This is a genomic window from Nocardioides sp. (assembly GCF_035429765.1).
Taxonomy (GTDB): domain Bacteria; phylum Actinomycetota; class Actinomycetes; order Propionibacteriales; family Nocardioidaceae; genus Nocardioides.
Genome location: NZ_DAOMFK010000009.1, coordinates 1 through 21,886 on the forward strand (window position 1 = coordinate 1; position 21,886 = coordinate 21,886).

18 protein-coding genes are annotated in these 21,886 nt (G+C 74.1%); 15 read left to right on the forward strand and 3 right to left on the reverse strand.

The window, feature by feature from the left end:
* Positions 1 to 156: 156 nt before the first annotated feature.
* The 6 genes from PLP61_RS01940 to PLP61_RS01965 all read left to right on the forward strand — a co-directional run bounded on the left by PLP61_RS01940 (position 157) and on the right by PLP61_RS01965 (position 7,275).
* Positions 157 to 543 carry a DUF6504 family protein gene (locus tag PLP61_RS01940; protein ID WP_324499843.1) on the forward strand — a complete coding sequence of 129 codons (387 nt, stop codon included), beginning with the start codon at positions 157 to 159 and terminating at the stop codon, positions 541 to 543.
* A 17-nt stretch (positions 544 to 560) separates the two neighbouring features.
* Positions 561 to 1,010: an SAV_6107 family HEPN domain-containing protein gene (locus PLP61_RS01945; RefSeq protein ID WP_324499845.1), complete on the forward strand. Its 450-nt coding sequence runs from the start codon at positions 561 to 563 to the stop codon at positions 1,008 to 1,010.
* A gap of 13 nt (positions 1,011 to 1,023) precedes the next feature.
* The gene (locus PLP61_RS01950; protein ID WP_324499847.1) at positions 1,024 to 4,746 is read left to right on the forward strand and encodes a DNA polymerase III subunit alpha; all 3,723 of its coding nucleotides are present in this window, start codon (positions 1,024 to 1,026) and stop codon (positions 4,744 to 4,746) included.
* Positions 4,747 to 4,777: 31 nt separating this feature from the next.
* Positions 4,778 to 5,524, forward strand: a complete 747-nt coding sequence (locus PLP61_RS01955) for a methyltransferase (RefSeq protein ID WP_324499849.1) — start codon at positions 4,778 to 4,780, stop codon at positions 5,522 to 5,524.
* A gap of 17 nt (positions 5,525 to 5,541) precedes the next feature.
* On the forward strand, positions 5,542 to 6,762 hold the full coding sequence (gene dinB, locus PLP61_RS01960; RefSeq protein WP_324499850.1) for a DNA polymerase IV: 1,221 nt from the start codon (positions 5,542 to 5,544) through the stop codon (positions 6,760 to 6,762).
* A 96-nt stretch (positions 6,763 to 6,858) separates the two neighbouring features.
* Positions 6,859 to 7,275, forward strand: coding sequence for an SCO2097 family morphological protein (locus PLP61_RS01965; protein WP_324499851.1), 417 nt, complete (start codon positions 6,859 to 6,861; stop codon positions 7,273 to 7,275).
* Positions 7,276 to 7,279: 4 nt separating this feature from the next.
* On the opposite strand, the gene PLP61_RS01970 is transcribed toward PLP61_RS01965, so the two are convergent.
* The 3 genes from PLP61_RS01970 to PLP61_RS01980 are packed head-to-tail and all read right to left on the reverse strand — an operon-like array spanning position 7,280 to position 11,965.
* Positions 7,280 to 9,628, reverse strand: coding sequence for a transglutaminase TgpA family protein (locus PLP61_RS01970; protein ID WP_324499852.1), 2,349 nt, complete (start codon positions 9,626 to 9,628; stop codon positions 7,280 to 7,282).
* A gap of 5 nt (positions 9,629 to 9,633) precedes the next feature.
* Positions 9,634 to 10,926, reverse strand: a complete 1,293-nt coding sequence (locus tag PLP61_RS01975) for a DUF58 domain-containing protein (RefSeq protein ID WP_324499854.1) — start codon at positions 10,924 to 10,926, stop codon at positions 9,634 to 9,636.
* 31 nt (positions 10,927 to 10,957) lie between these two features.
* Positions 10,958 to 11,965, reverse strand: coding sequence for an AAA family ATPase (locus tag PLP61_RS01980; RefSeq protein WP_502888922.1), 1,008 nt, complete (start codon positions 11,963 to 11,965; stop codon positions 10,958 to 10,960).
* A 204-nt stretch (positions 11,966 to 12,169) separates the two neighbouring features.
* Between PLP61_RS01980 and mraZ the strand changes: the two genes are divergently transcribed.
* From mraZ to murD, 9 genes are all read left to right on the forward strand, one after another.
* Positions 12,170 to 12,598 (forward strand): division/cell wall cluster transcriptional repressor MraZ, encoded by a 429-nt coding sequence (gene mraZ / locus PLP61_RS01985; RefSeq protein WP_324499856.1) that lies wholly within the window; start codon positions 12,170 to 12,172, stop codon positions 12,596 to 12,598.
* A 220-nt stretch (positions 12,599 to 12,818) separates the two neighbouring features.
* Positions 12,819 to 12,971 (forward strand): hypothetical protein, encoded by a 153-nt coding sequence (locus tag PLP61_RS01990; RefSeq protein WP_324499857.1) that lies wholly within the window; start codon positions 12,819 to 12,821, stop codon positions 12,969 to 12,971.
* Positions 12,972 to 12,982: 11 nt separating this feature from the next.
* Positions 12,983 to 13,972 (forward strand): 16S rRNA (cytosine(1402)-N(4))-methyltransferase RsmH, encoded by a 990-nt coding sequence (gene rsmH, locus PLP61_RS01995; protein ID WP_324499858.1) that lies wholly within the window; start codon positions 12,983 to 12,985, stop codon positions 13,970 to 13,972.
* Positions 13,972 to 14,547 carry a cell division protein FtsL gene (gene ftsL, locus PLP61_RS02000; protein WP_324499860.1) on the forward strand — a complete coding sequence of 192 codons (576 nt, stop codon included), beginning with the start codon at positions 13,972 to 13,974 and terminating at the stop codon, positions 14,545 to 14,547. The genes rsmH and ftsL overlap by 1 nt, the downstream gene beginning before the upstream one ends.
* Positions 14,548 to 14,643: 96 nt before the next feature.
* The gene (locus PLP61_RS02005; protein ID WP_324499862.1) at positions 14,644 to 16,383 is read left to right on the forward strand and encodes a peptidoglycan D,D-transpeptidase FtsI family protein; all 1,740 of its coding nucleotides are present in this window, start codon (positions 14,644 to 14,646) and stop codon (positions 16,381 to 16,383) included.
* Between the two features lie 40 nt (positions 16,384 to 16,423).
* Positions 16,424 to 17,947 carry a UDP-N-acetylmuramoyl-L-alanyl-D-glutamate--2,6-diaminopimelate ligase gene (locus tag PLP61_RS02010; protein ID WP_502888923.1) on the forward strand — a complete coding sequence of 508 codons (1,524 nt, stop codon included), beginning with the start codon at positions 16,424 to 16,426 and terminating at the stop codon, positions 17,945 to 17,947.
* Positions 17,944 to 19,344 carry a UDP-N-acetylmuramoyl-tripeptide--D-alanyl-D-alanine ligase gene (locus PLP61_RS02015; RefSeq protein WP_324499864.1) on the forward strand — a complete coding sequence of 467 codons (1,401 nt, stop codon included), beginning with the start codon at positions 17,944 to 17,946 and terminating at the stop codon, positions 19,342 to 19,344. Before PLP61_RS02010 ends, PLP61_RS02015 begins: the two co-directional genes overlap by 4 nt.
* Entirely contained in the window at positions 19,341 to 20,411 is a 1,071-nt protein-coding gene (gene mraY, locus PLP61_RS02020; protein ID WP_324499866.1) for a phospho-N-acetylmuramoyl-pentapeptide-transferase, read from the forward strand. Before PLP61_RS02015 ends, mraY begins: the two co-directional genes overlap by 4 nt.
* Complete coding sequence (murD, locus tag PLP61_RS02025) at positions 20,393 to 21,850, forward strand: UDP-N-acetylmuramoyl-L-alanine--D-glutamate ligase (RefSeq protein WP_324499867.1); 1,458 nt, start codon at positions 20,393 to 20,395, stop codon at positions 21,848 to 21,850. The genes mraY and murD overlap by 19 nt, the downstream gene beginning before the upstream one ends.
* The last annotated feature ends 36 nt before the right edge of the window (positions 21,851 to 21,886 follow it).

Here is a 21,886-nt window from a genome sequence, read left to right on the forward strand (position 1 = left end):
AGGGGTGTAGCGTAGTGGTGTTCGAACATGTGTTCGATTACTCCGGCGGGGGCGACCTCGACCCCCGTCCCCGCCGGAGGCGCCCGGTGGCGGCGCCGGAGGCGGTGCAGGGGTCGGGAGGCCAGGGGTCGACCGGCACAGGAAGGAAACGGTGGGATGAGGCGGTACGACGACCCCGTCGAGGTGCGCCAGGGCTGGATCGGCAGTGCGGGTGAGGGGATGGAGGGCCCAGAGCAGTTCGTGTGGCGGGGCCGGCTGTGGCAGGTGCGGGCGGTGCTGGCGCACTGGGTGGAGACCGGCGCGTGGTGGCAGTCGACCGGGGTCCGGGCGGTGATCGGCTCCGACGAGCCGGCCGCCGGCCTCGAGGTGGGAGCCGCCCCCGCCGTGGACCAGGTGGGAGCCGCCCCCGCCGTGGACCTGCTCGTCGAGCGGGAGCTGTGGCGGGTCGAGGCCCGCCGCGGCCGGGAGGACGGCGGGGGAGTCTTCGACCTCTCCTTCGACTGGAACGCCGGCAGCTGGCAGCTCGTCGGCTGCGCGGACTAGGGCGCCAGGTGCGTGCGATGGGCCCTCACTCCCTGCCGGCCAGCACCCACTCCTACCTCGCCCGGTCGGCCGAGTCGTTGCAGGAGGCGATCACGGCGCCCGACGTGCCGAGCCGCTACGCCTGTGCCCACGTGGCCGCGCTCCGCGCCGCGGCGGCTCTGCTCGCGGCCCGGGCCCGGCCGGTCCCCTCGCGCCGGCGTCCCCAGAAGAACGCCTGGGTGCTGCTGGCTGAGGTGGCCCCCGAGCTGGGGGAGTGGGCGGCCTTCTTCGCCGCGGGGGCCGCCAAGCGGGCCGCCGCCGAGGCGGGTTCCACCCGCGCGGTCACTGAGCGGGAGGCCGACGACCTGGTCCGCGATGCCGACCGGTTCCTCGGGGTGGTGGAGTCCGCGCTGGGACTGATGGCCCATCCTGCGGTGGCGGGGCAGGCGGCGCCGGTGCCCCGGGCCGTGATGTCCCAGGTCTCCTGAAAGGCGTCTCCCGGTGCGGCCCGACCCCTTCGCCCACCTCCACGTCGCCTCGGGCTACTCCCTCCAGTACGGCGCCTCGCACCCGCACACGCTGGTCGAGCGGGCCGCGGAGCAGGAGATGGACCTCCTGGCCCTGACCGACCGGGACGGCACCTACGGGGCGGTGCGGTTCGCCAAGGCCTGCCTGCACGCCGGCCTCCGACCCGTTCTCGGGGTGGACCTGGCCTACCGGCCGACCGGCAGCGTCCCGCCCCGGACCGGCCCCCCCCGCCGGAGCCCGGTCCGGGGCGGGACGTTCCAGGAGCCCGTCGAGGGCGGGCTCCCCCGGGTGACGCTCCTGGCCCATGCCGGCGCCGGTGGAGGTCGGGCCGGATGGGCGGCGATCTGCCGGCTGGTCTCGGCGGTCCATCTGGCCGGGGAGCGCGGGCACCCGGTCGCCGACCTGTCCCAGCTCGCCCCCCACCTCGAGGGCGGTGACGTGGTGGTGCTGCTGGGCCCGGCCTCGGAGCTGGGGGCGGCGGCGACCCGCCGCCGAGACGACCTGGCCGAGCGGGCCCTGGCCCCGTGGCGGGAGATCGTGCCGTCGGAGAACCTCCTGGTCGAGCTGGTCTCCCACCGGCTGCCCGGGGGGACGGGGGACTGGGGGCCGGGCACCTCGCCGCACGCCGCGCGGATGCTGGGGGTCGCGGGCCGGGCCGGGGTGGCGACGGTGCTCACCAACGCGGTGCGGTACGCCGACCGCCTGGACGCCCCGACCGTCGACGTGCTGGACGCCGCCCGCCGCCTGGTCGCCCTGGACCGCAGGCACGTCGACCGCGGGAACGCCGAGGGTTTCTTGAAGTCGGGCAAGCAGATGCACGAGATGGCCGAGGAGATCTGCCGGCTGGCCGGCAGGGACGTCGGCCGGGAGGCCCGGCAGCTGCTGGCCCGGACCCGGGCCGTGGCCGACCGGTGCGCCCTGGACCCCCGCGCCGACCTGGGGCTGGGCGAGGTCCACTTCCCCGAGTTCGCGCCCTCGACGCCGGGAGCCGACGCCGACACCGTGCTCCGGGCGCGCTGCGAGGGCGCGATCGGGAGGCGCTACGGCTCGGCTCCCCGGCAGGTGATCTGGAAGCGGCTCGACGACGAGCTGGAGGTGATCCGCCGGCTGGGGTACGCGTCGTACTTCCTCACCGTCGGGGACGTCACCGACCTGATCCGGGAGCTGGGGGTGCGGTGCGCGGCGCGGGGGTCGGGGGCGGGCAGCCTGGTCAACTACCTGCTGGGCGTCTCGGGGGTGGACCCGATCCGCCACGGTCTGCTGATGGAGCGGTTCCTCTCCCCGCTGCGCCAGGCCCTCCCGGACATCGACGTCGACGTGGAGTCGGCCCGGCGGACCGAGGTCTACACCGCCATCTTGGACCGCTACGGCGGCGAGCGGTGCGTGGCGGTGTCCATGAAGGACACCTACCGCGTGCGGCACGCCGTGCGCGACGTGGGCGCCGCGCTCGGCATGCCGCCGGGAGAGGTCGACGCGATCGCCAAGTCGTTCCCGCACATCCGGGCCCGGGACGCCCGGCTGGCGCTGCGCGAGCTCCCCGAGCTGCGGGCCTCGGGGCTGGACTCGGGACGGCTCGACCTGATGTTCCGGCTGGTGGAGCGGCTCGACGGGCTGCCGCGCCACATCGCCCTGCACCCCTGCGGCGTGCTGCTCTCCGACGCCACCTTGCTGGACCGCACACCGGTGGAGGCCAGCTTCGCCGGGTTCCCGATGAGCCAGTTCGACAAGGACGACGTGGAGGACCTCGGCCTGCTCAAGCTCGACGTGCTCGGCATCCGGATGCAGTCCGCGATGGCTCATGCCGTGGCCGAGGTCGAGCGGGTGGACGCTCTCCGCCTCGACCTGGACGACGAGGGCCAGGTGCCCTTCGACGACCCCGCCACCTTCGCCATGATCAGCAGCGCGCGCACCCTGGGGGTCTTCCAGATCGAGTCGCCCGGCCAGCGGGAGCTGGTGGGGAAGTCGGGGATCGAGTCCTTCGCCGACATCGTCACCGACATCTCGCTGTTCCGTCCGGGCCCGGTCAAGAGCGACATGATCACGCCGTACCTCGACGCCAAGCAGGGGTGGCGGCCCCCCGCCTACCTCCATGACGACCTGCGTCCCATCCTCGGCCAGACCCACGGGGTGGTGGTGTTCCACGAGCAGGTGATCGAGATGATCGCGCTGTTCGCCGGCGTCTCCTACGCCGAGGGGGACGAGAGGCGCCGGGCCCTCGGCGACACCGAGGGGATGGCCGAGACGAGGCTGTGGTTCTTCCCCCGGGCACTGGGCCGCGGCTACCCGCTGTCCGTGGTCGAGGGGGTCTGGCGGATCCTCGAGGGGTTCGCCTCCTTCGGGTTCTGCAAGGCCCATGCCGCGGCGTTCGCGCTGCCGACCTACCAGTCCGCCTGGCTCAAGGCGCACTGGCCGGCCCACTTCCTGGCCGGCGTGCTCACCCACGACCCCGGCATGTACCCCAAGCGGCTCATCCTCGACGACGCCCGCCAGTGCGGCATCGCGGTCCTCGGCCTGGACGTCAACGCCTCGGGCAAGGACTACCTCGTGGAGGCGATGTCCTCCCTCGACACCCCGCCCCCCGTGGTGCTCGGCCACTCCTCGCGCGAGGTCGGCGACGGCTGGCCGGACGGACGCGCCTACGGCATCCGGTTGGCGCTGGCGGAGGTGAAGGGGATCACCGAGGCCGAGGTGGCGCGCATCCTCGCCGGCCGGCCCTACCACTCCCTCACCGACTTCTGGCACCGTGCCCGGACCTCCCGGCCGGTGCTGGAGCGGCTGGTCCTCGCCGGGGGGTTCGACAGCCTGTACCGGATCGGGGCGGCGGAGCTCTCGGTCCGTCCGCGCGGTCGGGTCACCCGCCGGGACCTGCTGCTGCAGGTCGCCGAGCTGGAACGGCACGACCGGGCCACCGGGCGGGCAGCAGCCCGCCGGTCGCCCCCCGCCACGCCGGCGTGGTCCCAGGGCGCGGCCCGGTCGGTGTGGTCCCGGGCCGCCGCCCAGTCCCAGGCGACCCCGCCTCCGCGGCCGGTCACCTCGGTGCAGCTGGTGCTCGACCTCGGCGACGAGCCTGCTGAGGGCGAGGTGAGCGGGCTGCCCGAGATGGGGGTGCAGGAGCGGATGAAGGCAGAGCTGGAGATCCTCGGTCTCGATGCCAGTGGGCACGTCGTGGACTCCTACGCGGAGTTCCTCTCCGTCCTCGGGGTGGTGCGCAGCCGGGACCTGCTCGGCCAGCGCAGCCGCGCCGAGGTGCTGGTGGCCGGGGTGAAGGTCGCCACCCAGACCCCTCCGGTCCGGTCGGGTCGCCGGGTGGTCTTCGTGACCTTGGACGACGCCACCGGACCGGTGGACGCCACCTTCTTCGAGGACGCCCAGGGACCCTACGCCGCCACCGTCTTCCACTCCTGGCTGCTGGTCGTGCGGGGAGAGCTGCGTCGCACCGGACGGCGGGGGATCTCGGTGCGGGCCACCGGGTGCTGGGACCTGGCCGCGCTCCGGGCGCGCTGGGAGACCGAGGGGATGGCCGCGGTCCGTGCGGTCATGGCGGCTGAGCCCGAGGGGTTCACCCCGACCCGGCGGGTGCTGGTCCACTCCAGCGGCTTCACGATGTCGCCGTACGCCGACGTCAGGCCGGCCGGGGAGCCGGCCCGGGAGGTGGCCCGCAGGTTGTGGCACCGCAGTCCGGGGAGCCCGGGATGACCCGTCGCCCCCGAGCACTAGGGTGGTGGCCATGCCGGTCGGGAGCGAGCGCGGCGGCGAGGGGCGCGGGTCGGCCCGTACCGCCGTGGTGTGGGACGCCTTGCGTCCCGCCCTGGGCGAGGGCACGGGCCGTGACGTTCTCGACATCGGCGGGGGGACCGGGGGCTTCGCGGTGCGGGTGGCCGAGCTGGGGCACCGGGTGTCGGTCGTCGACCCCAGCCCCGACGCCCTGGCCGCCTTGGACCGCAGGGCTCACGAGCGCGGGGTGGCGGCCCGCGTCACCGGCCAGCAGGGCGAGCTGTCCACCCTGCTCGAGGTCACCGGCCCGGCCAGTGCCGACGTCGTGCTGTGCCACGGGGTGCTCGAGATCGTCGAGGACCCCTCGGCTGCGCTCGAGGTCCTGGCCCGGGTGCTCCGCCCCGGGGGCACCCTCAGCCTGCTGGTGGCCCAGCGCCACGCGGCGGTCATCGCCCGAGCCATGGCCGGGCACTTCCAGCAGGCTCGCTCCCTGCTCGAGCCCGGCCCGGGGGAGCCCGGCCCTGGTGGTCGCCACGGGCGACGGTTCACCCACGGGGAGCTCACCGCACTGGTGTCCGCCGCGGGGCTGGTGGTCGACTCGGTCCACGGGATCCGGGTCTTCACCGACCTGGTCCCCGGCTCCCTGCTCGACCTCGAGCCCGGTGCCACCCAGGCGCTGGTCGAGCTCGAGCGGGCGGTGGCCGAGCGGTCGGAGTACCTCCCTCTCGCCACCCAGCTGCACCTGCTCGCGCACCGCTGACCTTCCGGGGGGCGCCGGTGCGTGACTCCTCGGCCGACTGCCCGATCCTGCACGTCGACATGGACGCGTTCTACGCCTCGGTGGCCGTGCGCGACCACCCGGAGCTGCAGCAGGTGCCGGTGGTCGTGGGCGGCGGCCAGCGGGGCGTGGTGCTGTCGGCGAACTACCTGGCCCGCACCTTCGGGATCCACTCGGCGATGCCGATGACCCGGGCCCGCCGGACCTGCCCCCAGGCGGTGGTGATCGCTCCCGACTTCGAGGCCTTCAGCAGGGTCTCGGCCTCGGTGCGCGAGAACTTCCGGCAGATCACCCCGGTGGTGGAGGTGGTGTCCCTGGACGAGGCGTTCCTCGACGTCAGCGGCGCCGTCCGGCGGCTGGGCTCCCCGCTGGCCATCGCCGAGCAGCTGCGGGCCACCATCCACGACGAGCAGGGCATCACCTGCTCGGTCGGGGTGGCGGCCTCGGTGTCGCTGGCCAAGCTCGCCAGTCGGCGGGCCAAGCCCGACGGTGTCCTGGTCGTCCCTCCCGACGAGGTGACCTCGTTCCTGCACCCGCTCGACGTCGGGGAGCTGTGGGGGGTGGGCGAGAAGACCCGGGAGCTGCTGCACCGGCTCGGCCTGGTCACCGTGGGCCAGGTCGCGCACACGCCGTTGGGCACCCTGAAGCGGGCACTGGGGGAGACCCTGGGGACCCATCTGCACCGGCTGGCCTGGGGAGCCGACGAGCGGGTGGTCACCACCCGCCGGGGACCGGAGGAGCCGGACCGGTCGATGGGGGCCGACGAGACCTTCGCCCAGGACGTGGACGACCCGGAGGTGGTCGCCCGGGAGCTGCTGCGGCTGTCGGCCCGGGTGACCGGCCGGATGCGGGGGGTCGGCATGGCCGGACGGACGGTGATGATCCGGGTGCGGTTCGCCGACTTCACCACGATCACCAGGTCCCGCACCCTGCCCGAGGCCACCGACGTCACCCAGGAGGTCTACCGCGCGGCGCTGGGCCTCTACGACCGGCTGGGGCTCCAACGGGCCCGGCTCCGTCTGGTGGGCGTGCGGGTGGAAGGGCTGGTGCCACGGGAGACGGTCCACCGGCAGCTGGTCCTGGGTGAGCGTGACCACGGGTGGCCCGACGCCGACCGTGCCGTCGACCGGGCCACCCTCCGCTTCGGCTCGGCCGCGGTCCGCCCGGCCACCTTGGTACGCCCCAAGGCCGCCGGGTGGCGGCCGCCGGCGGCGGGGTGAATCCGGCCAATTTCCCGGCGGCGCTACCGCCTCGCTCCACCCCTGCCTAGACTTGGGGACAGCAGACCCCACCAGCGACCGAACGGGGAGGGAAACGTGCCACTCTCGGAAGAGGAGTTGCGGCTGCTCGAGCAGATGGAGCGCGCCCTCGTCCAGGAGGATCCCAAGTTCGCCTCCACCTTGCGCGGGACCTCCCTGGGACGCGTCGCCCGCCGCCGCGCGATCGTGGCCGGCGTGTGCTTCCTGGTCGGCATCGCGGTGCTGATGGGTGGGGTCATCTTCGAGCTGACCCTGCTCGGAATCGCCGGGTTCGTCGTGATGCTGGCCTCGGCCACCATCGGTCTGGCGGCGTGGCGCAGCCGGGGGGCGGTCGCCGAGCCCCGGGCGGCCGGCCCGCACGGACTGACCGTCATCGACGGCGGTCGCCGGCTCCGCTCTCGCCGGTCCGGTTCGTTCATGGCCCGCATGGAGGAGCGCTGGCAGCGCCGCCGCGACGAGAGCGGCGGCTTCTGACCACTCACCCCACCTGGTCGACCACCCCGTCGTAGCGCGACGGCGAGGTCGGCCGGCCCGTCGCCCGACGCAGCACGGAGCGTGGCAGCCAGGTCGCGCGTCGACGGACCCGGGGCGTCGCGCCGGCGACCAGGGCCTTCCGGCAGGTCTCGACGTCGCTGCGGAGATCGGCACCGGCGAGGTCGGTGCCCGGCCGTGCGTAGCGGCTCAGCTCGACGGCCGCCACCAGCCGCTCCACAGCCGCCGCCGCGTCCGGGGCGACCTGGGCACCGCGCGCCGGGCGCTGCTCGGAGTCCTCGCCCGGGCGTCCCAGCTGTCCGGCCAGCCAGCCGCCCGTGACCCGGGGGGAGCGTCCCTCAGGCCAGGGCAGGGCCAGGTCGAGACAGGTGTCGCGCACCTCGGCCCAGGCGTCCTCGGCCGTTCCGGAGGTCCGGCGGGCCGTGCTCCGGGCCCGACGGACGGACCGGGGGACCAGCAGCAGGAGCCCGACGGTCACGACGGCCACCGACCCGAGCAGCAGCCGACGCCACGGGAGGCCGTCCTCACCCCGGGCCGACGCGGAGGCGTCGGCGGTGCGCGGCTCGGCCTGGGTGCCCCGTGAGGGCAGCTCCTCCCCGGGGCCGGTCGCGCTCGGGCCGCTGGCGCCCAGGTCGGGCCGCTGTGGCACCTGCTGGAGGGTGAAGCCGGGTGCGGGCACCTCGCCCTCCCTGCTCGCGGGGGTGGGCTCGAACCGCACCCACCCCGACCCCGGGAAGTAGAGCTCGGGCCAGGCGTGCAGGTCCCAGGCCGAGTACTCCCAGGTCCGCTCCCCGATCCGCTCGGGCCGCAGGAAGCCCACCGCCACGCGGGCCGGGATGCCCAGGCTGCGCGCCATCACGGCCATGGCGGAGGCGAACTGCTCGCAGTAGCCGGTGCGGTCGTCGAGGAAGGCGAGCAGCGCGTCCGAGCCGTTGCCCTCCACGGCGTCCAGGACGTAGGTGAAATCGCTGCGGAACCACTCCTGGAGGGCGACCGCCCGCTGGTACCTGGTGGGTTGCCCTGCGGTGACCTCGACGGCGAGGTCCCGCACCGAGCGGGGCAGATCAGCGGGCAGGGCCTGGAAGCGTTCGACGGTCCCGACCGCCGCCGGCGCGACCGCGAGCCGAGCGGCGTCCAGGTCGAGCACCACCTCGGTCATCGAGTAGGACAGCCCGGAGGTGCTCGTCTCATCGCCGTGGGCGAGGAAGTCCATGGTGCTCCGGTCGTAGCGCCAGTCGCCGACGGCGTCGATCCGCGAGGTCTGCAGCGTGGCCGGCAGCCACCGCGAGTCGAAGTCGTCCAGGGCAGTGACCTGGTAGTCGTACTCGCGGCGGGGGACCGACTCGCTCACCCCGAGCAGCGGCGGGAGCGCGCCGCCGATGCGCTGGTCGGCCGGGATGCTGCGGTCCCCCGTCGTCCACTCGTTGTTGGTGAAGCGGGTGAGGGCGGCGATCCGCAGGTACGCCGGGTGCGGGTCGTCGGTGGTCACGCGCAGGAGCGGGACGTCCTGGCCGCGCTGCATGTCACGGCGCAGGTCGACCATCGGGTTCTCCAGGCCCAGCGTGCCCGAGCCCGGTCCGGAGCCGCCCGGCAGCAGGCCGAGCTCGAGCGTGGGGACCAGCGCGGGCAGGAGCAGCGCCAGCACCGTGGCGGCGCCGCCGATGCCCACGGCGCTGGTGCGGACCCCGCTGCCGGTGCGCACGCCGAAGGCGGAGGGGTCTCCACCCGCGGCGTCCTCCTGCCCGAGCGTCCGGCCCCACCGGGACACCTCCTCGTCCTCCTGCAGGAAGAGCATGCCGAGGAAGCCGCCAGCGGCAGCGGCGAACACCCACCAGGACACCCCACCCCCGAGCACGTTGACCGGGATGCTGTAGATCGTGAGCAGCACCAGCCCGGCCGCAGGAACGCGTCGCACGGTGCACGCCGCGAGGTCGACCAGCAGGAAGCAGCCCAGCCCCAGCAGCAGCAGCATCGGGTGCAGTCCCGGCGCGGACGCCGGCACCGGCGCGGTGTAGGTCTGGGCGGTGCGCACCGCGTCGTGCAGGCTGTCGACCAGCAGCGTCCAACGCTCACCCACCGGGACCGGCGAGCCGGTCAGCGACAGCAGCACGAAACCCAGGCCGGCCAGGACCTGGGCGCCGAGGACCACCGGCCCCGACTGGTGCAGCCGTCGCCCGAGGATCCCGGTGCCGGCCACCACCAGGCCGGTGAGCAGCAGCGGTGCGAGGTACGCGCCGGGGACCGTGCTGAACCCCCGCCACGAGAGCATCGTCACCCACGTGGTGAACGCCGCGACGAGGGCCAGGGACGGTCGCGCGGTACCGCGCCGGCCCACGCCGCTCACCGGACCGCCCCCGGCGTGGGAGAGGCGGCGGATCCGGGCTCGTGCGGTACCCCGCCGCGCGCCACCAACCGGCCCAGCTGCTGCCAGGCCAGGTCCCACCGGTCGCGTGGTCCCAGCGTGACGACGCTCCATCCCTGCCGGGCCAGGGACGGGAGCGGCTCGGGGGACCGGTTGCCCCCCGGGCCCCAGGCCGGCACGTCCAGGCGGACGGCGAGGGCGGTCCCCGCGTGGTGCTGCATCCGACGCAGCACCGGGAGGTCCGCGTCGTCGACGCCGCCGAGCACCGCGACCAGGAGGCCACCGTGGGTCGGCTCGGTCAGCCACCCGGTGTCCAGGTGCCTCTGGGGCGTCGCCTCGAGCACGGCGAGCGCCTCCAGCAGGGGGACGGTGTTCAGCTCTGCGTCGCGGAAGTGCCAGACGGTGCCCGGGTCCTCGCCGTGCGCGGTGACGAGACGGACGGTGTAGCCGCGGTGGCTCAGGTGGACCGCGACCGAGGCGGCCAACGACACGGCGGTCTCCAGCGAGGAGGACACCCCTTCGCCGCGGTGCGCGCTGCGGCGGGTGTCGAGGAAGAGCGTGGCGCGGGACTGCCAGGGTTGCTCCTCGCGGCGCACCATGAGCTGACCGACGCGTGCCGAGCTGCGCCAGTGCACCCTCCGCAGCTCGTCGCCGCGCCGGTACTCACGGACGGTCACGTCCTCGGCGCTGCCGGTGGCGAACGCGCGCGGCCGGTTGTCCCCGGAGCCGGTCCACGCCCCGCCGAGCGGGATGGCCGGGAGCGGGACGGTGCGGGGTGTCACGGTGAGCGGCACCGTGGAGCGGAACGCGCGGCCCAGCTCCACCAGGCCGAAGGGGTCGCTCACGCGCACCGACATGGGGCCGATCTCGAAGCGTCCACGCAGCTCCGAGCGCACCTGGTAGGTGACGTGCCGGCGCCAGCCGTGCCCGATCCCCTCCAGGACGTACCGCGGCCGGCTGCCCAGCGCGTACGGGATCTGTTCCTCCAGCAGCAGCACACCGGTGGGGGTCCGGCCCTCGTTGGTGAGCGCCAGCTGCACCCGGGCCTGCTGTCCGGCGGTGACCAGCTGCGGGCTGACCGTGCGGACCAGCGCCAGCCGGTACCGGCTGCGGCTCATCACGAACGCGGTCACCACGGGGACGGCCACCAGCAGGACGCCCACCCGGGTGAGGGCTGGCTGCCCCAGCAGGACGGCGCACCCGACGGCCGTGAGGCCGGCGGCCAGGAAGGCGCGGCCACGGGAGGTCAGACCCAGCAGCGCCTCGCGCACGTCGTCCCTCCTTCCTGGGCCCCGCGCCCGGTCAGCCGGGCTCGCCCGCCGGGACGGGGACGGAGGCCACCAGGCTGTCCAGGATGGCCGTCGTGGTCCGCCCGCTCATCGCGGCCTCGACGCTGGGGAGCAGCCGGTGGGCGAGCACCGGACGGGTCAGCGCGGTCACGTCGTCGGGAAGCACGAAGTCGCGGCCGCGCATCGCGGCTCGGGCCTTCGCCGCACGCACCAGGTGCAGGGTGGCCCGCGGAGACGCACCCAGTGCGAGCTCGTCGGAGCGGCGTGTCGCCGTGGCCAGGGTGACGGCGTAGCGCTGCACCGCCGCAGACACGTACACCGCACCGACGATGCCGATCATCGTGTGCACCTCCGCGGCGTCGGTGACCGGCTCGAGGTCCGCGAGCGGGTTGTGACCGGTGTGGCTGTCGAGCATCGCGATCTCGGCGGCCTCGACCGGGTAGCCGACCGAGACCCGCGCCATGAACCGGTCGCGCTGCGCCTCCGGCAGGGCGTAGGTGCCCTCCATCTCGATGGGGTTCTGGGTGGCGATCACCATGAACGGCGCCTGCAGCTGGTAGGTGGTGTTGTCCACCGTCACCTGGCGCTCCTCCATGCACTCCAGCAGGGCCGACTGGGTCTTGGGGGAGGCACGGTTGATCTCGTCGCCGACCACGATGTTGGCGAACACCCCTCCCGGACGGAACTCGAACTCCCGGGTGTTCTGGTTGAACACCGAGACCCCGGTGACGTCGCTGGGCAGCAGGTCGGGGGTGAACTGGATCCGGCGGACCGAGCAGTCGATGCTGCGGGCCAGCGCCTTGCTGAGCATGGTCTTCCCGACGCCGGGGACGTCCTCGATCAGCAGGTGCCCCTCGGCCAGGAGCACGGTGAGGGCCTGCATGACCACGTCGGGCTTGCCCTCGATCACCCGCTCGATGTTCTCCCGGATCCGTCCGGTCAGCCGCGCCAGCGTCTCGAGGTCCGCGCCCGCGGCGCGCGGCACCCCCGTCCCCGGGGCGTCCGTGCGTGGAGCTGCCACGTCCGCGTCCCTCCCTCGTCTCCTCCGGCGCCCAGCCAGGTGCGCGGCTTTCGGTGGGCTCCACCGTATTCCGTGGCGCAACACCCCGCCTCGGACGTGCACCTCACGCGGTGGGGGAAACGCCCACAACGTGGTTGACGGTGGAGGAAAGTGGGGTATGGTGGGGCGAAGTGGAGGACCGACCGACCTGAGTGGGGGTGCCCGATGTTCGTGGGCACCTACACCCCGAAGCTCGACGACAAGGGCCGGCTGGTCCTCCCCGCGAAGTTCAGGGAGGAGCTGGAGAAGGGGCTGATGATCACCAGGGGCCAGGACCACTGCCTGACGATCCACCGGTTGGAGGACTTCGTCGCGCTGAACCGTCGGCTCCAGGAGGCGTCCCTGACGAACAAGCGGGTGCGCAGCTACGTCCGAGTCCTGCACTCGGGGGCCTACCGCGAGTTCCCTGACAGTCAGGGCCGCATCACCATCCCGCCCGTACTGCGCGACTACGCCTCGCTGACCAAGGAGGTCGTGGTGATCGGCTCGATGAGCCAGGTCGAGGTCTGGGAGCCGCAGCGCTGGGCGACCTACCTGGCCGAGCAGGAGCAGGAGTTCGCCGACCTCGGCGAGGAGATCTTCCCCGGCATCTGAGCAGTCCACCCGCACCACCCGGCTCGACACCACAACTGAACACACGACTCGTCGGGCGAGGCTCGTGCCCGCTCACTGCGTCTTCTGGGGCAACTTCCCCGGCTCCAGACGGCGACTTCCCCTTCAGGGAGCGGGCAGGGACCTGGCGTGGCGAGTCCGGGGTGGGGTCGCACCCCCGCCCACCCACCGTGCACCACACCAACTCCTTGGGGTCGACACCATGAGCACCGTTCCCGACGTGGCAGCAGACGTCACCCGCGTCCGACGTGTCCGCCAGGAGGCGCGTGACTCCGTGGCGGTGATGGCGGTCTCGGCCGGGATGTCGGTGGGCCTGGCCACGGTGCTCGTGCTCCTGGCGAGCCTGGCCCGGTAGGCGCACCGCCGATGCCCACCTCCCGTCACGTTCCGGTTCTCCTGGACCGGGTAGTGGCCCTGCTCACCCCGGCTCTGGGGCACCCGGGCGCTGTCATGGTGGACGCGACGGTGGGCCTGGGCGGTCACACCGAGGCGGTCCTGACCCGGTGCGGGCTGGCCCGGGTCGTGGGGATCGACCGGGACCCCTCTGCACTGGCCCTGGCCGCCGAGCGGCTCAGGCCCTTCGGCGACCGGTTCACCGGGGTGCACGCGGTCTACGACGAGCTGGCCTCGGTGCTGGCCGACCAGGGCCTGACCGCCGTCGACGCCGTGCTCTTCGACCTCGGCGTCTCCTCGCTGCAGCTGGACCTGCGTGAGCGCGGCTTCGCCTACGCCGAGGACGCACCGTTGGACATGCGGATGGACCCGACGCGCGGACCGACCGCGGCCGACGTGCTCAACACCTACTCGGAGGCCGACCTGACGCGGATCCTGCGCGAGTACGGCGAGGAGCGGTTCGCCCGCCGGATCGCCGCGGCCGTGGTCCGGGAACGGGCCAGGCACGAGCTCTCCACCTCCGCCCAGCTGGTCGACCTGCTCTACGCCACCATCCCGGCCCCCGCCCGGCGCACCGGCGGCCACCCGGCCAAACGCACCTTCCAGGCACTGCGCATCGAGGTCAACGACGAGCTCGCGGTGCTGCGCCGGGCGATCCCCGCGGCCATCGACGTGGTGAGCGTCGGGGGACGGGTGGTGGTGGAGTCCTACCACTCGCTGGAGGACCGCGTGGTCAAGCGCGCCTTCGCCGCGGCCACTCGCAGCGACGTCCCCGACGACCTGCCCTTCGTGCCCCCCGGCCACGAGCCGACCCTGCGACTGGTCACCCGCGGCGCCGAGCTGGCCCCCCCGTCGGAGATCGAGCAGAACCCCCGCGCCGCCTCGGTGCGGCTGCGTGCCCTCGAACGCATCGCCCCCGCCCGCCCCACCCGGTCCCGCCCCGCTGACAAGGGAGTCGCCTGATGAGCAGTCCGGCCGTCCAGGTCCGTTCACGTGTGCCGCGTCTCGCCGACCTCTCCGTCGCCCGGGCGCGGCTCTCCGTCGTGCCTCGGACGACCGGACCGGCGTCGACGATGCCGTTCGTGCTCCTGGTGACCGTGTTGCTGGTCGGCGGCGTGGTCTCGCTGCTGATGTTCAACACCTCCATGCAGCAGGCGTCCTTCACCGCGACCGACCTCGAGCAGCAGGCGGCCACGCTGTCCGCGCGGGAGCAGTCGCTCCAGATGGACCTCGAGAGGCTGCGCAACCCGCAGCGCGTGGCCGAGCAGGCCCACCGGATGGGCATGGTGCTGCCGGCTGCCTCGGGCTTCCTTCGGCTCTCCGACGGCAGCCTCCTGGAGCCCGGCCCGGTGACGAACCCGGTGCCTGCGCTGCGGCTGCGGCCGCTCCCGCCGCCCAAGCCGGAGATCCTGCTCCCGGAGCGGGTGGTGGTCCAGGCCGGCCACCAGCGAGCGGGGGGCGACACGAGCACGGCCTCACCGGCCGCGGGACCGCGAGACGGTAGAACTGGCAGCACGCAGCGCCACGACCGCGGCTGAGCGGTCCCGTCCCTGCCCAGCCCTCACCACGGGAGAACCCCCTTGCCCACTCCACGCGCCCCACGCGAGGCTCGGGAAGCCCGGCGCGGCTCACCGATGCTGCGGCTGCGCGTCGGGTTCCTCCTCATCGCGATGGTGCTGTCGGTGTTCGCCGCCCGGTTGCTCCAGCTCCAGGGCCTGGACTCCGAGTCGTACGCCGAGATGGCGGCCGCAGAGGGTGCCGTCACCGTGGTGCTCCCGGCCGAGCGCGGCGACATCCTCGACCGCAACGGACAGGCCCTCGCCCAGTCCGTCGACGGGCTGATGCTCGTCGCAGACCCGCAGATGACCCGAGACCAGGCCCCGGAGATCGCCCGGTTCCTGTCCCGTCAGCTCGACCTCGACTACTTCCAGACCCTCACCCGGCTGCGCAAGCCCGACAGCCGCTTCCAGTACCTCGCCCGCCAGGTCCCCGCGGCCGCGGTCACCGAGGCGCTCGAGAAGGCCGACACCCTCGGGTTCAAGGGCCTCGCCAGCCGCAACGACCCGGCCCGGGACTACCCCGGCGGTGACGTGGCGGCCAACCTGGTGGGGTTCCTCGGGACCCCGGACCCGCGCAAGGGCACCCATCCGCTGGCCGGTTTCGAACGCACCTTCAACGCGCTGCTGGCCGGCCAGGACGGCTCGGCGAAGTACCAGGTGAGCCGGGGCAACCGGATCCCGCTCGCGGAGAGCACGGTCGTGGCCCCCGTGGACGGCCGTGACCTGCACACGACGATCGACAGGGACCTGCAGTGGTTCGCCCAGCGGGTGCTGCGGCAGACCGTCGAGGACGCGCGTGGCGACTCCGGCCTGGTGGTCGTGCAGGACACCCGCACCGGCGAGGTGCTGGCCCTGGCTGACCACCCGACCTTCGACGCCACGCGGCCGTTGCAGTCCCCCAAGGGCGATCTCGGCTCCCGCGCCATGAGCGACATCTACGAGCCCGGCTCGGTCGAGAAGGTCCTCACGATGGCCTCGCTGATCGACGCGGGACTGGTGACTCCGCACACCAAGATCCTGGTGCCACCCGAGCTGCACCGGCAGGACCGGGTGATCCACGACTGGTTCACCCATGGCTACCTCCGCCTCACGCTGGCCGGCGTCGTGGCCAAGTCCTCCAACATCGGCACCGTGCTCGCGGCCGACAAGATGGCGGCCCGCACGCTGGGCGACTACCTGTCGTCGTTCGGGCTCGGGAAGGTGACCGACGTCGGGGTCGCCGGCGAGGCCGCGGGTCTGCTCCCCTCCGGGACGGCGCTGACCCCCCAGACCAAGGACCGGATCGCCTTCGGCCAGTCGCTGTCGGTGAACGCCCTGCAGATGGCGGCCGCCGTGAACACCATCGCCAACGGCGGGGTCTACGTCGCACCGAGCCTCATCCAGGGCAGTGCCCGGGCCCGCGGCGGCCAGGTCGTCGGGACGGACGAGACGACCACGCACCGGGTGGTGAGCCGCCGGGCCGCCCACCAGACCATGCTGATGATGGAGCGGGTCGTGGACCCGGAGGCCGGGGTGGCCCCGGGCGCCGCCGTGCCCGGGTACCGCGTGGCCGGCAAGACCGGCACCGCCCAGCGAGTGGGCGAGGACGGGCGCTACGACGGGACCTTCACCGTCTCCTTCGCGGGCTTCGCGCCCGCGGACGACCCCCGGCTGACCGTCTACGTGGTGGTCCAGAACCCTCGCAACGGCGGCGGCGGCGGCTCGGTCTCCGGACCCGCGTTCAGCCGGATCATGGGCTACGCGCTGCGCCACTACGGGATCCCCCCGACCGGCACCCAGCCCTCCCGGCTGCCCGTCGAGTGGCGGCCCCGGTGAGTCGGGTGCCGGCGCCCCCGCGGGGTACCCTCGCGGCGTGGTGAGCGAGGACCAGCTGGCGGCCGCCCGGCCGGCCCACCCGCCGGAGACCACCCTGGGCGACCTCGCCGCGTGGCTGCGCGCGGAGGGGGTGGAGGTCCGTGCCGCCCGGGCCCCGGAGGTGTGCGTCCGCGGCCTCACGCTCAGCTCCCAGCGCGTGCTCCCTGGGGACCTGTACGTCGCCCTGCCGGGCACCCGCGCCCATGGCGCCGCGTACTCCGCCGCGGCGGCGACCGCGGGGGCGGTCGCGGTGCTGACCGACGCCACAGGGGTCGAGGCCCTGCCCCCCGACGTACCGCTGCTGCAGGTGGACGACCCCCGCCGGGTGCTCGGGCGCCTGTCGGCGCACGTGTACGGCGACCCCGCCGCGGCCCTGCGGATGATCGCCGTCACCGGCACCCAGGGCAAGACCACCACCACCCGGCTCGCCGAGGGCGGCCTGCTCGCGGCCGGAGTGCCGGCGGCGGTCATCGGCACGGTGGGGACCCGGATCAGGGGCCAGGAGGTCCGCACCGCGCTGACCACGCCCGAGGCGCCGGACCTCCACGCGCTGTTCGCCCGGATGCGTGAGGAGGGCGTCCACGCGTGCGCGATGGAGGTCTCCAGCCACGCGCTGGTGATGGGCCGGGTGGACGGCGTGCAGTTCGACCTCGCCGTGTTCACCAACCTCGGCCGCGACCATCTCGACTTCCACACCGATGTGGAGGACTACTTCCGGGCCAAGGCCATGCTGTTCACCGCGGAGCGGGCCAGGCGGGGGCTGGTCAACGCCGGCGACGCCTCCGGCCGTCGGCTGGCCGCGGAGGCGGAGATCCCGATCCGCACCTTCGCCAGCGACGGTCGGGAGGCGGACTGGCGTGCCGTCGACGTCCGCTCCGGTGCCGCCGGCTCCAGCTTCACCGTCACCGGGCCCGACGGGGTCCGGGTCGCCGCCTCCGTCCCGCTGCCGGGGGCGTTCAACGTGGCAAACGCGCTGGCGGCGGTGGCGGCCTGCGCAGAGGTCGGCTTCGACCCCGCCGCCGTGGCAGCCGGGATCGCCCGCGGCGAGGGCGTCCCCGGTCGTCTGGAGCGGGTGCCGGGCGCGGGCGGCTTCGAGGTGGTCGTGGACTACGCGCACAAGCCGGACGCCGTGGCGGCCACCCTCGAGACGCTGCGCGCGGTCACCCGGGGTCGGCTCCTGGTGGTGATCGGCGCGGGCGGGGACCGCGACCCCGGGAAGCGGCCGCTCATGGGCGAGATCGCCGGCCGCGGTGCCGACCTGGTGGTGGTGACCGACGACAACCCACGCTCGGAGGACCCCGCAGTGATCCGGGCCGCCCTGCTGGCAGGCGCGCGCCGGGGAACCGCCGAGGTGCTCGAGATCGGCGACCGCCGCGCTGCCATCCGCGAGGCCCTGGACCGGGCGCGGCCCGGGGACGTCGTCCTCATCGCGGGCAAGGGCCACGAGACCGGCCAGGAGGTGGGTGCCGTGGTGCACCCCTTCGACGACCGGCAGGTGGCGGCCGAGGAGCTGGCCGCCCGATGATCCCCCTGCGGCTGGCCGAGATCGCCGGCGTCGTCGGCGGCACCGTCCACGGTGACGCGGACCTCGAGGTGACCGGCGAGGCCTTCCTGGACACCCGCGAGCCGGTCCCCGGCGGGTTGTTCGTCGCGGTGCCCGGCGAGCGGACCGACGGGCACCTGCACGCGGGCGATGCGGTGGCCGCCGGAGCAGCGGCCGTGCTCGCCGCGCGGGCCACCGAGGCTCCCACCGTCGTGGTCGACGACCCCGTGGTCGCCCTGGGACGGCTCGCCCGGCACGTGCTGGGCCGGCTCGACCGGGTCACTGTCCTGGCGCTCACCGGGTCCCAGGGCAAGACGGGGACCAAGGACTACCTCGCCCAGGTCCTCGCCACCGCGGGTCCCACCGTGGCCACCCGGGGCAACAACAACAACGAGCTCGGCGTGCCTCTCACGGTCCTGCGGGCCACCGCGGGCACCCGTTACCTGGTGCTCGAGATGGGGGCGCGTGGCCTGGAGCACGTGTCCTACCTGTGCGGCATCGCGCCCCCCGCGGTCGCCGCCGTGCTCAACGTCGGCAGCGCGCACCTGGGCGAGTTCGGCTCGCGCGAGGCGATCGCGACCGCCAAGGGCGAGATCGTGGAGGCCCTGCCACCCGACGGCGTGGCCGTGCTCAACGCCGACGACCCGCTCACCGTCGCGATGAGGCCCCGCACCCGGGCCCGGGTCCTCACCTTCGGGGCGCACGGCGAGGTCGCCTGGCGGTCCTTGGTGCTCGATGAGCTGGGCCGGCCCACGTTCGAGCTGGGGTACGCGGGGGAGTGGTGCCCCGTGCGGCTGGACCAGCTCGGTGCGCACCAGGTCGAGAACGCCGCGGCGGCGGCGGCGATGGCGCTCGCGGTGGGACTCCCGCTCAGGGCCGTGGCCGCGGCGCTGACCGCCAGCCGGCAGGTCTCACGCTGGCGGATGGAGCTGACGCAGCGTGCCGACGGGCTGGTGGTGGTCAACGACGCCTACAACGCCAACCCCGCGTCGATGGCCGCCGCGCTCGACACGCTCACGACCATCGGCCGACGCGCCGGCCGCCGGACCCTCGCGGTGCTCGGGGAGATGCGCGAGCTGGGCGCCGACGCGCCGGCAGAGCACCGCGGCGTGGGTCGCCACGCGGCGGAGGCCGGTGTCGACGTGGTGGTCACCGTGGGCCCCGAGGCCGACGCGATCTCGGACGGGACGCGGGACGTGCCCGGTTGGCAGGGACGCGCGGTGCGTACGGCGGGGCGTGAGGAGGCCTTGGCCTGGGTGCGGGAGAATGTGTCGGCCGAGGACGTCGTGCTCGTCAAGGCGTCCCGAGGCGCGGGGCTGGAGCGCGTCGCCGACGGCCTGCTCGCTGCCCCGCCGGACGAAGGAGACCGCACGCCATGAGAGCCATCCTGTTCGGTGGCGGGCTCTCCCTGCTGATCTCCCTGCTCGGCACGCGGGTGGCGATCTCCGCCCTGTCCGCCCGGGGCTACGGCCAGGAGATCCGCGACGACGGGCCGACCAGCCACCACACCAAGCGGGGGACCCCCACGATGGGCGGCCTGGTCATCATCCTCGCCGCGGTCTTGGGCTACTTCCTGGCCAAGCTCCTCACCGGCACGAGCCCGTCGGAGTCGGCGCTGCTGCTGCTGTTCCTCTTCGTCGGGCTGGGCTTCGTGGGCTTCCTCGACGACTTCATCAAGATCGTCAAGCAACGCTCGCTGGGGCTGCGCAGCAAGGCCAAGATGATCGGCCAGACGGTGGTGGCCCTGGTGTTCGGGGCGCTGGCGATCTCTCCCGCGCTCGAGGACGACAACGGCCGCACCCCCGCCTCCCAGGCGGTCTCCTTCCTGCGCGACATCCCGTCGCTGGCGCTTCCGTCGGTGGTGATCATCCTGTTCATCTGGGGGATCGTGGCCGGCTTCAGCAACGGCGTGAACCTCACCGACGGCCTGGACGGCCTGGCCACCGGAGCCTCGGTGATGGTGTTCGGCGCCTACACGCTGGTCAACATCTGGCAGCGCAACCAGTTCTGCCAGGAGCTGCCCGGCCCGAAGTGCTACGAGGTGCGCGACCCGCTCGACCTGGCCATCATCTCGGCGGCCATCACGGGTGCCTGCTTCGGCTTCCTGTGGTGGAACGCCCCTCCCGCGGCGATCTTCATGGGTGACACCGGCTCCCTCGCCCTCGGCGGGGCCCTCGCCGGGCTGGCCGTCCTCACCCGGACCGAGCTGCTCGCGGTGGTCCTGGGCGGCCTCTTCGTGGTGGAGACGCTGTCGGTGATGCTCCAGGTGGGCTTCTTCAAGGTCACCCGCGGCCGACGCATCTTCCGGATGGCGCCACTGCACCACCACTTCGAGATGCTCGGGTGGGAGCAGGTCACCGTGGTCATCCGCTTCTGGATCATCACCGGCCTGTGCGTGGCCGGGGGGCTGGGCATCTTCTACGCCGAGTGGGTGGCCGGCTCGTGAACCCGGCCGGGCTGGGCCGGCACGACTCCTGGGAGCCGGTGCGGGCGGTGGTGGCCGGCTTCGGCGTGTCGGGCTTCGCAGCGGCGGACACGCTGCTGCACCTGGGCGCCCGGGTCACCGCCCTCGACGAGGTCCGCACCGAGGAGTACGCCGAGCGGGCCGAGCTGCTGGGCATCCTCGGGGCCGACGTACGGCTGGGTCCGGGGACGACCAGCACCCTGCCCGAGCAGGTCGACCTGGTCGTCACCTCGCCCGGCTGGCGGCCCACCGCGCCTCTGCTCGAGCAGGCCCGGGAGCGCGGCGTCCCGGTGTGGGGCGAGGTCGAGCTCGCCTGGCGGCTGCGCGACCCCGAGCGGCCCGCGCCCTGGCTGGCCGTCACCGGCACGAACGGCAAGACCACCACCGTCCAGATGCTCGACGCGATCCTCCGCGCTGCGGGCCTGCGCAGCGCAGCCGTCGGCAACGTGGGCCGCCCGGTGGTGGAGGCGGTCATGGACCCGGCACCGTGCGACGTCCTGGCCGTCGAGCTCTCCAGCTTCCAGCTCCACTACGCGCACTCGGTGGCGGCCGAGTCCGCCGCGGTGCTGAACGTGGCCGAGGACCACCTCGACTGGTACGCCTCGATGGCGGAGTACGCCGCCGACAAGGGGCGGATCTACGAGCGGGTCGAGCGGGCGTGCGTCTACAACGTCGCCGACCCCGAGACCGAGCGGCTGGTCCGCGCCGCCGACGTCCGGGAAGGGGCCCGAGCCATCGGCTTCACCCTGGGCCTGCCCCAGGTCGGGATGCTGGGCGTGGTCGACGACGTCCTGGTCGACCGCGCGTTCGTCCCGGAGCGCGCCACGAGCGCCGCGGAGCTGTGCACGGTCGCCGACCTGGCCTCCTCGGCGCCCCATGTCGTCGCCAACGCGCTCGCCGCCGCCGCGCTGGCCCGTGCGCACGGCGTCCCCCAGGTGGCCGTCCGCGACGGGCTGGGCTCGTTCCGGCCGGACGGGCACCGCATCGCCGAGGTTGCCACCGTCGCCGGGGTGACCTGGGTGGACGACTCCAAGGCGACCAACCCCCATGCCGCCCAGTCCTCGCTGCAGGCCTACGCCCCCGTGGTCTGGGTGGCCGGTGGACTGGCCAAGGGCGCCCACTTCGACGACCTGGTCCGGGCCACGGCGGAGCGGCTGCGCGGGGTGGTCCTGCTCGGCCGCGACCGACGGGTCGTCGCGGACGCCCTGGCCCGGAACGCCCCCCACGTCCCAGTGGTCGAGATCGGTGAGGACGCGGCGCAGGCCCCGATGCGCGCCGTGGTCCGGGCGGCCGCGGCGCTGGCCCACCCGGGCGACACGGTGCTGCTCGCCCCGGGCTGCGCGTCGATGGACCTGTTCGCGAGCTACGCGGCCCGCGGTGACGCGTTCGCCGCCGCGGTCCGCGAGCTGGCCGCGGGCTGAGGGCCGGCCCGATTCGCCGACACGCGCGGCGCCTTG

Excerpts from the sequence above, each read along its gene's own strand:
- PLP61_RS01940 (WP_324499843.1), top strand. The coding sequence starts at position 157 with ATGAGGCGGTACGACGACCCCGTCGAGGTGCGCCAGGGCTGGATCGGC.
- PLP61_RS01945 (WP_324499845.1), top strand. The coding sequence starts at position 561 with ATGGGCCCTCACTCCCTGCCGGCCAGCACCCACTCCTACCTCGCCCGG.
- PLP61_RS01955 (WP_324499849.1), top strand. The coding sequence starts at position 4,778 with ATGCCGGTCGGGAGCGAGCGCGGCGGCGAGGGGCGCGGGTCGGCCCGT.
- mraZ (WP_324499856.1), top strand. The coding sequence starts at position 12,170 with ATGTTCGTGGGCACCTACACCCCGAAGCTCGACGACAAGGGCCGGCTG.
- PLP61_RS01990 (WP_324499857.1), top strand. The coding sequence starts at position 12,819 with ATGAGCACCGTTCCCGACGTGGCAGCAGACGTCACCCGCGTCCGACGT.
- rsmH (WP_324499858.1), top strand. The coding sequence starts at position 12,983 with ATGCCCACCTCCCGTCACGTTCCGGTTCTCCTGGACCGGGTAGTGGCC.
- ftsL (WP_324499860.1), top strand. The coding sequence starts at position 13,972 with ATGAGCAGTCCGGCCGTCCAGGTCCGTTCACGTGTGCCGCGTCTCGCC.
- PLP61_RS02005 (WP_324499862.1), top strand. The coding sequence starts at position 14,644 with ATGCTGCGGCTGCGCGTCGGGTTCCTCCTCATCGCGATGGTGCTGTCG.
- PLP61_RS02015 (WP_324499864.1), top strand. The coding sequence starts at position 17,944 with ATGATCCCCCTGCGGCTGGCCGAGATCGCCGGCGTCGTCGGCGGCACC.
- mraY (WP_324499866.1), top strand. The coding sequence starts at position 19,341 with ATGAGAGCCATCCTGTTCGGTGGCGGGCTCTCCCTGCTGATCTCCCTG.